Raw genomic sequence first — 15,389 nt, forward strand, 5'->3', positions numbered from 1 at the left:
GCAAACCGGAGGTCAGGGTCCGGACGCTGCGATCGCGCGCGTCAGTTTTAGGGCAGTTCATGAAGATCGAAGCAGAAGCACTGAACCTGGAAGGAATCCGCCACGGCTTTTTCACACGGGAAGGCGGTGTTTCGAAAGGCATTTACGAGAGCCTCAATGTCGGCCTCGGCTCCGAAGACGTGCGCGACACGGTGCTGGAGAACCGCGGCCGCGTCGCCGATGCGCTTCGCGTGTCCACTGACCGGCTGTTGTCGCCCTATCAGATACACTCGCCTGACGTCCTGATCGTGGAAGGGCCCTGGGAAGACGGCCAACACAAAAAGGCAGATGCGCTGGTCACTGACAGACCGGGGCTGGCGATCGGCATACTGACTGCAGATTGCGGTCCGATCCTCTTTGCCGATCCGGCTGCCGGCGTCGTCGGTGCGGCGCATTCGGGCTGGAAAGGCGCGCTCACCGGTGTCCTTGAGAACACGGTCTCGGCGATGGAAGCGCGCGGCGCAGCACGTGAAAATACCGTTGCCGTTCTCGGACCGACAATTTCCCGGCAATCCTATGAGGTGGGACCGGAGTTCCATGACCGCTTTGTCAACGATGCGGCAGGCAACGATGTTTATTTCAAGCCGTCCGAACGCGATGGCCACTTCATGTTTGATCTCCCGGCATTCATCACCGACCGTCTGCGGGAGACCGGATTGGGCAAGGTCGCCGACCTGAACCTGTGCACCTATTGCGACGAAGACCGCTTCTTTTCCTACAGGCGGACAACCCACCGCGGCGAGCCGGATTATGGCCGCCAGATCAGCGCGATATCCCTTGAGGCTTGACGCCAGGTCGAGCGAATGTGAGGACAATCATGGCACTTCATTTTTCAGACGCCGAATTTGAACGCCGCCTTACCGAATTGAAGGCGGTCATGGAGACCGAGAAGCTCGACGCCATGCTGCTTTTCGCGCAGGAAAGCATGTACTGGCTGACGGGATACGACACGTTCGGCTTCTGCTTCTTTCAGTGCCTGGTCGTGACAAAGAACGGTGAAAAGGTTCTGCTCACGCGCTCAGCCGATCAGCGTCAGGCGCGCCACACCTCCAACATATCCGACATCCGGATCTGGATCGACCGGGGCTCGGCAAGCCCCGTGATGCAGCTCAAGGAGATGCTGTTCGACATGGATCTGCTCGGCAGCCGGATCGGGATCGAATACGACACGCATGGCATGACCGGCAAGATCGCACTTCAGATCAACGCCGAGCTGACCAGTTTTGCCGATCTGCGCGACGCGTCCACGCTGATACCGGAGCTTCGCTCGGTCAAGAGCCCGGAGGAAATCGCCTATGTCCGTAAGGCAGCGGAACTGACGGACAAGGCGTTTCACGCCGCCATGGACGAAATCGGCCCGGGCGCCGATGAAGGCCGGATCCTCTCCGCCATGCAGGGTGCGATTTTCGAGGGCGGCGGAGATTACCCCGGCAACGAGTTCATCATCGGCTCCGGCCACGATGCCCTTCTGTGCCGTTACAAATCCGGCCGCCGCATTCTGGACGAACGCGACCAGATCACGCTCGAATGGGCAGGAAGCTACCGGCATTATCATGTGGCCGCCATGCGAACGATCGTGATCGGCACGCCGTCCGACCGGCATCAGGAGATGTATCTTGCAACCCGCGAGGCGCTGGCGGCGGTCGAAACGCAGATGGTACCCGGAAAGACCTTCGGAGATATCTTCGACGCGCACGCGGAGCGCGTGGATGCGCACGGCATGATGCAGCACCGGCTCAACGCCTGCGGCTATTCTCTGGGAGCCCGCTTCACGCCAAGCTGGATGGACACGCCGATGGCCTACAGATCCAATCCGGCCGAAGTGAAACCGAACATGGTGATCTTCATGCACATGATCTTGATGGATTCGATCACAGACACCGCCATGACGCTTGGCCAGACCTACCTCACGACCGAAGGAGCGCCGGAGTGCTTATCCACGCTGCCCCTCGACCTGCCGGTAAAGTCAGGATAAACCAAATGCGAACCGGGGATCGGCCTGACGGTGTATCTGTATGGCGGGTCCTGGATCGGAATGACGCAGACATCTAGAGCCGGACCATTTTATGCTCTCATTTTCCAGCAAGAACTCCTATTCCGTTTTGCGGGCGGCGGCGGGTCTGCTGCTTCTCGGCTTCCTCGCCGCATGCCAGTCGTCGACACAGACGCCGGCACCGATTTCCGGGCCGGTCTCCGCGCCTTCCATTGCCGGGCAGGCAGTTGACGAAAACGTCGTAACCTTCGCGTTCGAGCCATTTACCGGTGCTCCGGGCAATATTGCCGACGAACTTTCGGAATATATCGGCAGGGAAGCGCGCCAGCAGGGAATTACACTTGTCAGGCGTGTCGGAGCAGCCGCAACCTATCGGGTCAACGGTTACCTTGCCGCCACGGGTCAACCGTCCAACGGAACCGTGTTCTATGTCTTCGATATCGTTGACGCCAACGGCAGCCGGCTGAAACGAATCTCCGGAACCGAGTCGACGGGGGGAGCATCCGGCGACCCCTGGCAGGCGGTCAGCTCGTCGACCCTGTCGCGAATCGCAACGCGCTCGATGGTGGAAATCGAGGCCTGGCTCAACCGATAATGCTCTCTTAGCCGGGCAATGATCGCTCTGCGTCACAAAAAATCAAAAAAAGACTGTTTGAGGGCCTATCACCTGTTGTGGTCCGGTTGCTTGGTTGTTACAACGCCGCCGCCTGCCGGGGGTCGCCTGAACACAACCTGCGGCACCGGGCACTCGACACGACATAGGCCTTTTCAGCGTGTTTGCAGGGTCATGACAGCCCTCTTTCCCGCCGTCGCACCAGAAGGACTTGCGGCTCATGAAGATCGTCGCGGGCAATTCGAACCGAGCCCTGGCTGAGGAAATTTCCAACTACCTGGATGTACCTCTCGCCAAATGCCAGGTCAGGCGCTTCGCCGACCAGGAAATCTTCGTAGAAATTCAAGAAAATGTGCGCGGCGAAGATGTATTCGTCGTGCAGCCGACCAGCTACCCGGCAAACGATCACCTGATGGAGTTGCTCATCATCATCGATGCGCTCCGCCGCTCCTCCGCCAGGCGCATCACAGCCGCGATCCCCTATTTCGGGTATGCGCGTCAGGATCGCCGGGCCTCCGGCCGCACACCGATCTCGGCGAAACTGGTGGCCAATCTGATCACCAACGCAGGCGCTGACCGTGTTTTGACCCTGGATCTCCACGCCGGACAGATCCAGGGTTTTTTCGACATACCGACAGACAACCTCTTCGCCGCTCCCGTGATGACCCGCGATATCAAGGAGCGCTACGCGACCGACAACGTGATGGTGGTGTCGCCCGATGTCGGCGGTGTTGTCCGCGCCCGTGCACTCGCCAAACGGATCGACGCCCCGCTTTCGATCGTCGACAAACGGCGTGACAAGCCCGGGGAATCGGAAGTGATGAACATCATCGGAGAGGTGAAGGGCTATGACTGCATTCTTGTCGATGACATCGTCGACAGTGGCGGCACGCTCTGCAATGCGGCCGAGGCCCTGCTGTCCCAGGGAGCGGAATCCGTCACGGCCTACATCACCCATGGCGTGCTTTCGGGCGGGGCCGTGGCACGGGTGACGTCTTCGAAGCTGAAAGAGCTTGTCATCACCAATTCGATCGAACCGACAGCGGCAATAACTGCTGCAGCCAACATCCGCACGATCTCGATTGCCCCCCTCATCGGCGAGGCGATCAATCGAACGGCCCTGGAGAAGTCTGTCTCCAGCCTGTTCAGCTGAGACCGGCCAAAGGGACGCTTCAAAAACGCCGGTCGCACCGGCGTTTTTTTGTTGGTGCCGGTCATGCAAGGCGGCAAGCTTCGCGCCTGACGGGCATGCGCCCAAAAAATTTTCCCAATTGATCAAAAAATTCGCTTTGAGAGCCCGTGCACAGCTTGTGAGCACGCATATTTTGTGATCAACTTTTCGGGTAAAAATACTTCCAGGGGATTCCGATGCTCGTATCAAAACAATTTTCCAGGGTCCGCAGGGCCCTGTTGTCGGCCGCGTTGGCCGTCACAGCCACCGTCGCATTGCCGGCTGCCGGCGCGATGGCCGCCGATCCGATCAAGGTGGCCGCGATCTACACGGTTCCGGTTGAACAGCAATGGGTCAGCCGGATCGACAAGGCGCTGAAAGCGGCGCAGGAGCGGGGTGAAATCACGTACACCTTCTCCGAAAATGTCGCCAACACCGACTATGAGCGCGTGATGCGCGAATATGCCGAACAGGGCATGGATCTCGTGGTCGGAGAAGCCTTCGCCGTGGAGCGCGCAGCGCGCAAGGTCGCAGCCGAATACCCGGACACGGCTTTCCTGATGGGGTCTTCCTTCGGTCCGGCCAAGCCGAATTTCGCCGTTTTCGACAACTGGATCCACGAACCCAGCTACCTGTCGGGCATGATCGCCGGTGCCAGCACGAAGTCGAACGTGATCGGCATGGTCGGCGGATATGCCATTCCGGAAGTCAACCGCCTGATGCATGCCTTCATGGATGGCGCGACCTCCGTCAATCCGGACGTGAAGTTCCTCGTGACCTTCATCAACTCCTGGTATGACCCGCCCAAGGCCAAGGAAGCAGCCTTTGCCATGATCGACAAGGGAGCCGACATTCTTTACGCCGAGCGCTTCGGTGTTTCCGACGCGGCAAAGGAAAAAGAAATCCTTGCGATCGGCAACGTGATCGACACGTCCGCGGACTATCCCGGAACGATCCTGTCTTCCGCGCTCTGGCACATGGAACCGACCATCGACCGCGCGGTTACCGCTGTTGTCGACGGCAGCTTTGAGCCGGCCGACTACGGTCCGTTCAGCTTCATGTCCTATGGCGGCGGCAGCTTCATCGTGGATGAAAGCCTGGCCGATCCGGAAGCCGTGGCGGCTGCCAAGGAGAAGGAACAGGAAATTCTGGACGGTCTCTTCCGCGTCAATGTGAACGACAGCGAACCCAAGTCGACGATGTAAAGACCTCTGCCGGCGGCTGACCGCCGCCGGCAGTTCCCGCCCAAGCCGCCTTTACGGCCGACAAACCAAATTCCGGAGCTCCGCATGACGGACCCCATACAAGCGGCGGAGACCGTTCTCAGGCTGGACGGTATCACCAAGCGCTTTGGCGACTTGACGGCAAATTGCGACGTGTCGCTCGACCTCGCCAGGGGGGAAATTCTGGCTCTTCTGGGCGAGAACGGTGCCGGGAAAACCACCCTGATGAACATCCTGTTCGGTCACTATGTGGCCGACGAGGGTCAGGTGTATATCGCCTCGCCCGGAACCGGGTTGAGTGAACTGGAAGCCGGCTCGCCCCATGCCGCGCTTGAAGCGGGCATCGGCATGGTCCATCAGCACTTCACGCTTGCAGAGAACCTGAGTGCCCTCGACAACATTGTGCTCGGCACCGAAAACCTCTCCGCCCTGACCTCCGCCCGCAAACCTGCCCGACAGAAACTTGAAGACCTGATTGCACGCTCCGGATTGAGCGTGCCGCTGGATGCCCGGATTTCGCAGCTTTCGGTCGGCGAAAAGCAGCGCGTGGAAATCTTGAAGGCGCTCTACCGCGATGCCCGCGTCCTGGTTCTCGACGAGCCGACCGCCGTGCTGACACCGCAGGAATCCGACACCCTGTTCGCCACACTGAAAAAGCTCGCGGACGACGGGCTCGCCATCATTTTCATCTCCCACAAACTTGCCGAGGTCATCGCCTCGTCCCATCGCGTCGCCGTTCTTCGAGGCGGACGCAAGGTGGCAGATCTTCCCACCGCCGATTGCGATCTCAGGAAACTGGCGGAACTCATGGTTGGCCACGAAATCGTGGAAACGGTGCGCAGCAAGGGATCGCCAGGAGCACCGCTTCTCGCCTTGAACGCTGTTTCAGCCGGCGAAGGACGGGACGCCCTGCACGAGGTCGATCTGACCTTGAATTCGGGCGAGATCCTGGGGATCGCGGGCGTCTCGGGCAATGGCCAGACCATGCTCGCACGCGTTATCTCGGGCCTGCAGGTGCCGGCCTCGGGAACAATGACACTTGCCGGAAACGACGAGACGGGTGCGAATGCGCGCAAGATGATCGACGAAGGCCTCGCCCGTATTCCCGAAGACCGTCATCACGACGGCATCGTCGGCGCCATGAGCGTTTCGGAAAACCTTGCAATCGAATCCATCCGCAAGCCCCAGAACCAGCGCTTCGGGCTGCTGCGCTTTTCCGCCATGCGCGAAACCGCCAGGCGGCTGATAGAAACCTACGACATCCGTTGCCAGGGTGAGGACAGCCCGGCACGGCTTCTTTCCGGCGGCAACATCCAGAAAATCGTGCTCGCGCGAACGCTCGATCCCGAACCGCAAGTGGTTCTTGCCGCACAGCCGTCCCGGGGTCTGGATGTCGGCGCGACCTCGGACGTCCACAAACGCCTGCTGGCGGCGCGCGACCGGGGAGCCGGCGTGATCCTGATTTCCGAGGATCTCGACGAACTGATGCGCCTGTCCGACCGCATCGCGGTGATACACAGGGGACGTCTTTCAGCCGCTGATCCGACCGAAGCGCTTGATCGCGGAACGCTCGGATTGCGCATGGCCGGCCAGAGTGGAGAAGCAGCATGATCCGGTTTGAACCGCGCCCGCCGGCGTCCGTGTCGCGCATGCTCGGCGTGTCCCTTGCTGCGGCCCTGGCCGCTCTGGTTCTGGCAGCCATTCCCATGCTCTTTGCCGGATTGTCGGTGTTCGAGGCCTACGGTCTGATGGTCAAGGGAGCCTTCGGGTCGCTGTTTGCCTTCACCGAGATGCTGACACGGGCAACGCCGCTAATCCTGACCGGGCTTGCGGCAGCCGTTGCCTTCCGCGCCAAGCTCTGGAACATCGGCGCCGAGGGTCAGCTCTACGTGGGGGCACTTGCCGCCGTTGCCGTCGGCACCGGCGCAATCGCCGCCCCGGCTTTTGTTCTCATACCTCTGGTCGTCATTGCAGGCGCGTTGGCAGGCGGCTTGCTGATGCTTGGTCCGACCCTGCTGAAGACCCGCCTGGGCGTGGACGAGGTCGTCACGACGCTCCTCTTGAACTTCATCGTCCTGCTGTTTGTGCAGATGATGCTGGAAGGTCCCATGCAGGACCCGATGGGCATGGGCTGGCCGCAGTCGGAGCCGATCGTCGATGAAGCCGCCCTGCCCAAGCTGCTCGACCGCATGCGCATCCACTGGGGTCTCGTTCTTGCGCTGGCGGCCTCGCTCGGCGTCTATTTCCTGCTCAAGCGAACCGTCTGGGGTTTTGAAATCCGCGCCGTCGGCGAAAACGCGGCGGCCGCCCGCCACGCGGGCATTCCGGTCACGGCGACGTTCATGCGTGTCGGCCTCCTTTCCGGCGCACTTGCCGGGATCGCCGGTGTCGGTGAAGTTGCCGGGCTCAAGGGATATCTGACAGCGGATCTGTCGCCCGGCTTCGGCTATTCCGGCATTGTCGTTGCCATGCTGGCGGGCCTGTCGCCCATCGGCGTTGTCTTTGCGGCCCTTTTCATCGCCAGTATCTTTGTCGGAGCGGACTCCATGTCCCGTGCCACCGGCGTCTCCAACTATCTGGCGGATCTCATCGTTGCGATGGCGCTGCTGTGTGTCCTCGTCTCAGGTCTGTTCCTGCGCTTCAAGGTGAAGTTCATTACAGCACCGTCAGCCAGGGAGGCAGGACAATGATCGAGATCATCGAAATCCTGTTGTCCGCCAATTTCTGGGCAGCTGCCCTGCGCATCGCCACCCCGCTGATCTTCGGCGTGATCGGAGCGCTGATTTGCGAGCGCGCTGGCGTGCTCAATCTCGGCATCGAGGGGATATTCACAGCCGGCGCCATGGCCGGCTGGATGGCCGTCTGGCTGGGCGCCGGTCTATGGGGCGGTGTGCTGGTGGCCGCAGGTGCTGGTGCCCTCTTCGGGCTGATCCACGCGATCCTCACCGTACCGCTGGGGCTTTCCCAGCATGTTTCGGGCATTGGCGTAACGCTCTTTGCCACGTCCTTGAGTTATTTCATCTATCGCACGGCCTTGCCGGATGTGTCCTCGCCTCCCCGGATCGATGCCTTCCAGCCCCTCGACATTCCGGTTCTGAGCGAGCTGCCCTTCATCGGCCCTGCGCTGTTTCAACAGACGCCGCTGACCTTCCTGGCTCTCTTCCTGGTGCTTGCCACAGCCTATGTCCTGTACAGAACCCCGCTCGGGCTAGCGATCCAGGCCGTCGGAGACAACCCGGCAGCGGTCGAGTCGCAAGGGCTGTCCGTTTATGCGATCCGCATGGGAACCGTGGTTGCCGGTTCGGCGATCATGGCGCTCGGTGGTGCTTTCCTGACGATGTCCGCATTCGACGCATTTTTCTTCGGCATGGTCAACGGGCGCGGCTGGATTTGTATCGCTCTCACCGTCTTCGCCTCCTGGCGTCCCGGCAAGGCACTGGTCGGCGCCCTGCTCTTTGGTGCGTTCGACGCCTTCCAGGTAAGGCTGCAAACCGAAGTCGGCAGCTTCATCCCCGGCCAGGTCTTCCTGATGATGCCCTACATCCTGTCGATCGCGGCGCTGATCGTGGTGGCGAGGCGGGCCGATTATCCGCGCGCACTGCTCGTTCCGTATTTCAGGGGCCAACGCTGAGGTAACACCCGATGACACTTGATCTTCTGGTTAAGAACGCAAACCTGCCCGACGGAAGAACCGGGATCGACATTGCCTGTAGGAACGGCAGGATCGAGGCCGTCGAGGCTGGTATAGGTGCGGACGCCGGCGAGATCATCGATGCGGCCGGAAAACTGGTCTCGCCGCCCTTCATCGACAGTCACTTTCACATGGATGCAACGCTCTCACTCGGGCTGCCGCGCATGAACCGCAGCGGCACGCTGCTGGAAGGGATTGCGCTTTGGGGTGAACTCAAGGAGATCCTGACGGTCGAGGCCGTTGTCGAACGGGCCCTTAAATACTGCGATCTTGCCGTATCACAGGGCCTTCTGGCCATCCGCACACACGTGGATGTCTGCGACGACCGGCTGACCGGTGTGAAAGGCCTTCTGGAAGTCCGCGAAAAGGTCCGGGACTATATCGATCTGCAACTGGTCGCCTTCCCTCAGGATGGCCTCTACCGCTCGGCAAACGCGGAAAGGAACCTGCTCACGGCGCTTGATATGGGTGTCGACATTGTCGGCGGCATTCCCCATTTCGAACGCACCATGGACGATGGCGCCAAGTCGGTCGCAAGACTGTGCGAGATCGCCGCTGAACGCGGCCTCATGGTCGACATGCATTGCGATGAAACGGACGATCCGATGTCGCGCCACATCGAAACGCTCGCGTACGAAACCCAGCGGCTGGGACTTCAGGGCCGCGTTGCCGGTTCTCACCTGACCTCCATGCACTCCATGGACAACTACTATGTGTCCAAGCTGCTTCCGCTCATTGCCGAGGCCGGGGTGCATGCAATCGCCAACCCGCTGATCAACATCACCCTTCAGGGCCGCCACGACACCTATCCCAAACGGCGCGGCCAGACCCGCGTGCCGGAACTGCGTGCCTATGGCGTCAACGTTTCCTTCGGCCACGACTGTGTGATGGACCCCTGGTACTCCATGGGATCGGGCGACATGCTCGAAGTCGCTTCCATGGGGCTGCACGTCGCCCAGATGACCAGCCGCGATGACATCCGCTACGCCTATGACTGCGTCACCGCGCACCCGGCAAAGGCAATGGGTCTCGAAGGCTATGGTCTCGAAAAAGGATGCAAGGCCGACTTTGTCGTCCTTCAGGCCCGCGATACGATCGAAGCCATCCGCTTGAAGGCGACGCGGCTTAAGGTGGTCAAGGGCGGCAGGGTCATCGCCGCAACGCCGGAACGCAAGGCTGACCTTTTCCTCGCAGACCGGCCCGCGACCGTCGATCCGAGCAGCTATGCACCCGACGAAGACTGACCGGGATATCGGGAAAGTGATCTGAGCAGCCACGCCGATAACATAGGCCGCGCTCCGGGTGCGTCTCCCCCCTTTCGGGGCTGGCCTTTCGCCTTTCTCAGGATGCTTTCACCCTCGTCATTGCCGGACTTGATTCACTGCTGTCCGGTTTAGAAAGTGCTGTCGAATTTATGCAGTTGAGAGAGCGGCACAATTCTTTGCGGTGCCAAATCGGGATAGCGAATTTTCTCCGGCTTGTCGTCCCGGTTTGCCGCACGCGCGGCAAGACCGGGAGCCAGTACGCCGTATCGCTGAAGTTGGAAGAAGGCGGAGAAACATGCGGTTACTGGGTCCCTGCCTTCCGCTGCGCTTCAGCAGGGACGACAAGTCTGCAGATGCGAGCGACCTGTTTAGCGATAAGCCGGACAGCATTGGACTTGATCCGGCAATCCATGCCGTCACGTTTCAACTGGACAACCAGCGTGCCTTGGACACGAAACGGCATGGATGCCATGGTTGAACCATGGCACGTCGGGGAAAGTAGCTGAAGCCAGATGCGGCTAGGCAGCTGCCACCGCCTTGAGGAAACGGTCGACAGTCTCGCGCAGATCCGTGGTGCGGGCATTCACATCGGTGGATGCGTTCAGAACCTGGCCGGCAGATGAGCTGGTCACCTGGGCCTTCTCGGAGATCGTGATGATGGTCTGCGCAACGTCCTGGGTTCCCTTGGCGGCATCCTGGACATTGCCGGAGATCTCGTTGGTCGCAGCACCCTGCTGCTCGACGGCAGCTGCGATCGTGCCGGTGTATTCGTCCACCTGGCTCATCGTCTCGGTGATCCCTGCAATCGCGGATACCGCTTCCTTGGTGGCCGCCTGGACTTCCGTGATCTGTCCTTCGATCTCTTCCGTGGCCTTGGCCGTCTGCGTGGCGAGTTCCTTGACCTCGGAGGCAACGACGGCGAACCCGCGTCCGGCCTCTCCGGCCCGCGCCGCCTCGATGGTCGCGTTGAGCGCAAGCAGGTTGGTCTGTTCGGCGATTGCCGAAATCAGGTTGACGACATCACCGATCCGTTGTGCGGATTCAGCGAGACCTTCGATCTTGGTGTTCGTCTGCATCGCGGCCTGGGTTGCGCTCTGAACGATATCGGTCGTCGACTGGACCTGGCGGCGAATTTCCTGGATCGATGCCGACAGCTCTTCCGAGGCGGAAGCAACGGTCTGCACGTTGGTCGAGGCTGCTTCCGAGGCGCTGGACGCATTGGAAGCCTCGCCTGCCGTTTCGTCGGCAACGCCGTTGAGTTCTTCGGCTGCCGTCCGCATCTGCTCGCTGTTGCTGTAAACGGCGTCAAGCATTTCAGTAACTTCCGACCTGAAATCGGAAATTAGGCTTGCGACCGCGTCCGCCTGGCGCGCCTGCTCGACGGTTGTTTCCTTCTGTTCCAGTTCCAGCCGCCCACGCTCCAGGGCGTTCTCGCGGAAAACGCGCACAGAGGCCGCCATCTCGGCAATTTCGTCGCGTGCCGCTTGTGCCGGAACATCGACGCTCGTGTCGCCGCCGGCAAGCTTGTTCATGACGTCGCCGAGGCCGGAGATACGGCCTGACAGCCCCCTGGCCGTGACCAGCCCGAACACGCCGGCGATCAGCGCGCAGACGATCGCGCTTGCAAAAATCCAGATTTGCAGCGTCGTCAGCGGCGCCAGGACCTCGCTGGCGGCCTGCACGACGACGACGGTATAGTTCTGCCCGAATGCGGTCACGGGCACGATCGCGGCGAAAACGTCCTGTCCGTTGAAATCCGGCAACCGTGCAAAGGTCTTGCCGCCTCCCATCGATGCCGCGATTTCCGGTGCGTTGAACTTGTCGCTGAGCAGTTCAGAGACGTCGGCCGTGCGCAGACTGTCATTCATCGCAAGGCCGTCTGCATTGAGAAGCAGGGTTTCGCCGGTGTCTCCCAGGCCTGCAAACTTGCCGAGCAGCGTTGTGACCTCCCCTGTCGGCGCTTCATAGACCACCATGCCGATCGTCTTGCTGCCGACGGAAATCGGCGCGGCGAGAAAACCCGTGGCCTCGTTGTCCCGCCCCGGATAGTGCTCCGGATCGTAGGCAACCACTGACGGGCTGCCGTCGACGACAATCGTCTTGTAGGCATCGGCCAGGGGTGTGTTCTGCCAGCCTTCCGTCTGAACATTGACACCGAAGTCACCCAGCTTGCGCGCGCTGTAGATGACGTCGCCGCTTAGGTTCACAAGCAGAAGGTCGGGAAAATTGTTCGCATCCGCAAAGTCGCGGAGCGGTGTGTGGTGCTTGGCATGCGCCTTGTCGTAGGGCTTGCGGCCGGCCTTGACCAGTTGGTCCCGCTCTTCGACCGGGTGCGGATTATCCGTGACGTAGATCTTCGTGAGTGTTGCGGACGCCTTGTCCTTGTATTTCGCCCAGGCGGCGTCGAACGCACTGTAGGCTGCCCGGAGCGTCTTGCCCTGCACATGCCCTTCAATCGTTCTCTGTTTCCCGTGATAAAGTTCCAGCAGGCTGTCCCGGCGGCTTTCCGCCAAGGCCATCAGTCTTTGTTCTGCCTGTCCTTTGACGGTGTTTGCACTCGAAACGTAACTTGCAATGCCCACGCCTGCAGAACACAGAAGCGCGATCCCAAGGACCAGCGCAGGAAGTTTTGCCGCAACCTTCACGGAATTCTCCAGAATTTCGCGGGAAGGCATCGCCTTCCCGCATGTGTCAAGATCAGAGGTTTTCTACGTTGACGCCGAAGGTAACGGCGCCAATTGCTTTGCCGCTATCCGGGTCGACCACCGTAACGCTGACCTGGCTCTGGAGGGTCTGCGTGCTCTCATCTTCTTCCAATTCACTGATGTGAACGGCACCCTTGCCGTTGGAATAGGTGTCCTGCCACTTCGCTTCGTCACCCTGCCAGTAGTCGGAGGTCACATCGCTCTGGCCGACATTCAGTCCCTTGCCATCCATGACGAAGATCTCGGTGAAGAGACCATCGCTGCTTTCCTGGACATCGGCCAGGAAGGTCGACAGCGGGCGCTCCAGCACCGTATCGATCATCGGCTGGTCGACTGCCTCGGCTTCCGCACGCCAGGTCTTGTCGAGTTCATCGATCTTGGCCTGATCGAATGCAGCCGTTTCGCCGTTCTGGGCGCGGACCGCATCAATGACTTCGCTGGAGGCGGCGATCTCGGCGATCTTACCTGCAGCAAGCGTCTGCAGCTCGCTTTCGAATTCGTTTGCCGTCGCCGTGCCGGCGAACAGGAAGCAAAGGGCGGTTGTAGTGTAGACGAGATGTTTCATTCTGCTCTCCCAAGGTGTTTAACCCGGGGAAATGATGCACTCAGCAGATTAAAATTCAGTATATGAAGAACTTAATGCTTAAAATAACAATATGTTAAGTCGAATGCCGAGAAAAATACTAATATACCAAACGAATACATTTTTCACATTACACTATTTTTGATTGAAAAATACAATCTCAGAATGAAAATCAAAGTTGTACCCGAATCCAAGAAAGTCAAATTTCGCTTCAAAGGCAGCCCATTAGAGGCTTACGAAATGGCAGGTAATCCGGAAAACACCCGCATGACGTGTACCCGCCTTGCAACAAGTCGGCAGCGCCTCTTGACCACCCCGTCCGCTCTGCGGAATCGGCTGCAACCGACAGAGATTTCACGCGAACTATTGCATCGGTTTTGCTTTTCCGCTATACGCGCGCTCGCGCCTGCACCCCTGGAGGAGGCGCATCTGGACCGATCCCGAACAGCTTGCGTCATGTTGATACGGCGGTTCGCCGGTCCGCTACCATACACTCAAGGAGTTTGCCATGGCTGCCAGCTATGAGCTGAAGGCGTCGGCACGGGACCGGGTGGGCAAGGGGGCCGCACGGGCACTGCGTCGCGAAGGCCTTCTACCTGCCGTAATCTACGGCGACAAGAAACCTGCAATGCCGATCACCATTCCGGTGAAGGAAACCACCATCACCCTGCACAAGGGCGGTTTCACCGCACAGATCGGTATCATCAATGTCGACGGTGAAAAGCACCAGGTCATCGCCAAGGATTATCAGCTGCACCCCGTGCGCGACGATGTCCTTCACGTCGATTTCCTGCGCGTCGCAAAAGGTGCGACACTCACGGTCGAAATTCCGGTTCAGTTCCTCAATGAAGAAATCTGCCCGGGCCTCAAGAAGGGCGGCGTTCTGAACGTTGTTCGCCACACCGTTGAAATGACGGTACCGGCGGATTCCATTCCGGAAGCCCTCGAGCTTGACCTTGCAAATGCGGAGCCGGGTGACAGCCTGCACATTTCCGCGGTCACAATTCCCGAAGGCTGCCAGCCGACGATCACCGATCGCGACTTCACCATCGCGACGATCGCTGCACCGGCCGGCGTTCAGGAAGAAGAAGACGCCGACGGCGAGGCTTCGGATGAAGAAACAACCGAAGAAGAGGCTGCAAGCGAGTAAGCTATCGCTTCGACTGGATTTTGCGGGAGGCGGCCACCGCCTCCCTCCCCCGGCAGCCGTTTTCGGCTGCCTTTTCGTTTCAGCGCTGATGATGTAGGTGCCAGATGAAACTGATCGTCGGACTTGGCAATCCGGGAGCCAAATATGCCGGACACCGGCACAATATCGGTTTCATGGCGGTCGACGAGATCCACCGCCGTCATTCCGGCTTCCAGCCCTGGCGTGCCCGTTTCCAGGGCCAGGTCTCCGAGGGACGCCTGGGATCCGAGAAAGTCCTGCTGCTGAAGCCGTCAACCTACATGAACGAATCCGGCCGCTCCGTCGGCGAAGCCATGCGCTTTTACAAGATCGAACCGGAGGACATTGTCGTTCTTTATGACGAACTCGATCTGCCGCCGGCCAAATTCCGGATGAAGAAAGGCGGTGGTCACGGTGGTCACAACGGCCTGAGGTCCCTCACCGCGCATATTGGTGCGGACTATCGCAGGCTCCGTTTGGGCATCGGCCATCCGGGCGACAAGAAGCTCGTGTCCAACTATGTGCTCGGCGACTTTGCCAAGGCTGACCGCGACTGGCTCGAACCGCTCCTGTCGAACATTGCCGACCACGCAAACCTTCTCGCCGAAGGCAAGGACAGCCAGTTCGCCAACAAGCTTACGCTGGCACTGGAGCCCGAAAAGGCACAACGGAAGGACAAGGCCGGCAAATCTTCCGCGGCCGACGCAAAATCCAGCAAGCCCAAGGGACAGAGCCACATCAGGCAGGCCCGCCAGGGAAAGCCGCCGGAACTCCCGAAATCGGGACCGATGGCGGCGATGCTGAAAAAGCTGCTTGGCGGCAGCTGAAATGCAGATCCAAGGCTCTGTTGCCTGACCAAGACACAACTTTAACAAGAACGAAAAATGTGACTCGCGTCACAAAATGGACATGTTTATCCAGCAAAATCAGTATGTTAC

Annotated in this window: 13 protein-coding genes; 11 read left to right on the forward strand and 2 right to left on the reverse strand. The window is 60.0% G+C overall.

The annotated features are described in order from the left end of the window. The first annotated feature begins 59 nt into the window (after positions 1–59). The 9 genes from pgeF (at position 60) to RBB49_RS04090 (ending at position 9,974) form a co-directional block, all read left to right on the forward strand. Positions 60–827: a peptidoglycan editing factor PgeF gene (gene pgeF, locus RBB49_RS04050; RefSeq protein ID WP_306141404.1), complete on the forward strand. Its 768-nt coding sequence runs from the start codon at positions 60–62 to the stop codon at positions 825–827. Between the two features lie 29 nt (positions 828–856). Continuing rightward, positions 857–2,014: a Xaa-Pro peptidase family protein gene (locus RBB49_RS04055; RefSeq protein WP_306141405.1), complete on the forward strand. Its 1,158-nt coding sequence runs from the start codon at positions 857–859 to the stop codon at positions 2,012–2,014. A gap of 91 nt (positions 2,015–2,105) precedes the next feature. Then, positions 2,106–2,627, forward strand: coding sequence for a hypothetical protein (locus tag RBB49_RS04060; protein ID WP_306141406.1), 522 nt, complete (start codon positions 2,106–2,108; stop codon positions 2,625–2,627). A 238-nt stretch (positions 2,628–2,865) separates the two neighbouring features. Then, positions 2,866–3,798, forward strand: a complete 933-nt coding sequence (locus RBB49_RS04065; protein WP_306141407.1) for a ribose-phosphate pyrophosphokinase — start codon at positions 2,866–2,868, stop codon at positions 3,796–3,798. A gap of 215 nt (positions 3,799–4,013) precedes the next feature. Beyond that, positions 4,014–5,021, forward strand: coding sequence for a BMP family protein (locus RBB49_RS04070; RefSeq protein WP_306141408.1), 1,008 nt, complete (start codon positions 4,014–4,016; stop codon positions 5,019–5,021). Between the two features lie 84 nt (positions 5,022–5,105). Further along, complete coding sequence (locus RBB49_RS04075; protein WP_306141409.1) at positions 5,106–6,650, forward strand: ABC transporter ATP-binding protein; 1,545 nt, start codon at positions 5,106–5,108, stop codon at positions 6,648–6,650. Beyond that, the gene (locus tag RBB49_RS04080) at positions 6,647–7,729 is read left to right on the forward strand and encodes an ABC transporter permease (protein ID WP_306141410.1); all 1,083 of its coding nucleotides are present in this window, start codon (positions 6,647–6,649) and stop codon (positions 7,727–7,729) included. Before RBB49_RS04075 ends, RBB49_RS04080 begins: the two co-directional genes overlap by 4 nt. Further along, positions 7,726–8,670: an ABC transporter permease gene (locus tag RBB49_RS04085; protein ID WP_306141411.1), complete on the forward strand. Its 945-nt coding sequence runs from the start codon at positions 7,726–7,728 to the stop codon at positions 8,668–8,670. Before RBB49_RS04080 ends, RBB49_RS04085 begins: the two co-directional genes overlap by 4 nt. An 11-nt stretch (positions 8,671–8,681) precedes the next feature. Continuing rightward, positions 8,682–9,974 carry an amidohydrolase family protein gene (locus RBB49_RS04090; protein ID WP_306141412.1) on the forward strand — a complete coding sequence of 431 codons (1,293 nt, stop codon included), beginning with the start codon at positions 8,682–8,684 and terminating at the stop codon, positions 9,972–9,974. Positions 9,975–10,513: 539 nt separating this feature from the next. Here RBB49_RS04090 and RBB49_RS04095 read toward each other — a convergent pair. Both RBB49_RS04095 and RBB49_RS04100 read right to left on the reverse strand, forming a co-directional pair. Continuing rightward, positions 10,514–12,670: a methyl-accepting chemotaxis protein gene (locus RBB49_RS04095; RefSeq protein WP_306141413.1), complete on the reverse strand. Its 2,157-nt coding sequence runs from the start codon at positions 12,668–12,670 to the stop codon at positions 10,514–10,516. A 22-nt stretch (positions 12,671–12,692) separates the two neighbouring features. Further along, positions 12,693–13,265, reverse strand: coding sequence for a hypothetical protein (locus RBB49_RS04100; protein WP_306141414.1), 573 nt, complete (start codon positions 13,263–13,265; stop codon positions 12,693–12,695). 526 nt (positions 13,266–13,791) lie between these two features. On the opposite strand from RBB49_RS04100, the gene RBB49_RS04105 reads away from it, so the two are divergent. Both RBB49_RS04105 and pth read left to right on the forward strand, forming a co-directional pair. Then, entirely contained in the window at positions 13,792–14,433 is a 642-nt protein-coding gene (locus RBB49_RS04105) for a 50S ribosomal protein L25/general stress protein Ctc (protein ID WP_306141415.1), read from the forward strand. 104 nt (positions 14,434–14,537) lie between these two features. Then, positions 14,538–15,278: an aminoacyl-tRNA hydrolase gene (gene pth / locus RBB49_RS04110; protein ID WP_306141416.1), complete on the forward strand. Its 741-nt coding sequence runs from the start codon at positions 14,538–14,540 to the stop codon at positions 15,276–15,278. The last annotated feature ends 111 nt before the right edge of the window (positions 15,279–15,389 follow it).

Source organism: Roseibium sp. MMSF_3412 (assembly GCF_030733265.1).
Classification (GTDB): Bacteria; Pseudomonadota; Alphaproteobacteria; order Rhizobiales; family Stappiaceae; genus Roseibium.

Bases quoted from the DNA above. Each gene is read 5' to 3' on its own strand.
- pgeF (WP_306141404.1), top strand. From the start codon at position 60: ATGAAGATCGAAGCAGAAGCACTGAACCTGGAAGGAATCCGCCACGGC.
- RBB49_RS04055 (WP_306141405.1), top strand. From the start codon at position 857: ATGGCACTTCATTTTTCAGACGCCGAATTTGAACGCCGCCTTACCGAA.
- RBB49_RS04060 (WP_306141406.1), top strand. From the start codon at position 2,106: ATGCTCTCATTTTCCAGCAAGAACTCCTATTCCGTTTTGCGGGCGGCG.
- RBB49_RS04065 (WP_306141407.1), top strand. From the start codon at position 2,866: ATGAAGATCGTCGCGGGCAATTCGAACCGAGCCCTGGCTGAGGAAATT.
- RBB49_RS04070 (WP_306141408.1), top strand. From the start codon at position 4,014: ATGCTCGTATCAAAACAATTTTCCAGGGTCCGCAGGGCCCTGTTGTCG.
- RBB49_RS04075 (WP_306141409.1), top strand. From the start codon at position 5,106: ATGACGGACCCCATACAAGCGGCGGAGACCGTTCTCAGGCTGGACGGT.
- RBB49_RS04080 (WP_306141410.1), top strand. From the start codon at position 6,647: ATGATCCGGTTTGAACCGCGCCCGCCGGCGTCCGTGTCGCGCATGCTC.
- RBB49_RS04085 (WP_306141411.1), top strand. From the start codon at position 7,726: ATGATCGAGATCATCGAAATCCTGTTGTCCGCCAATTTCTGGGCAGCT.
- RBB49_RS04090 (WP_306141412.1), top strand. From the start codon at position 8,682: ATGACACTTGATCTTCTGGTTAAGAACGCAAACCTGCCCGACGGAAGA.
- RBB49_RS04095 (WP_306141413.1), bottom strand. From the start codon at position 12,670: ATGCCTTCCCGCGAAATTCTGGAGAATTCCGTGAAGGTTGCGGCAAAA.
- RBB49_RS04100 (WP_306141414.1), bottom strand. From the start codon at position 13,265: ATGAAACATCTCGTCTACACTACAACCGCCCTTTGCTTCCTGTTCGCC.
- RBB49_RS04105 (WP_306141415.1), top strand. From the start codon at position 13,792: ATGGCTGCCAGCTATGAGCTGAAGGCGTCGGCACGGGACCGGGTGGGC.
- pth (WP_306141416.1), top strand. From the start codon at position 14,538: ATGAAACTGATCGTCGGACTTGGCAATCCGGGAGCCAAATATGCCGGA.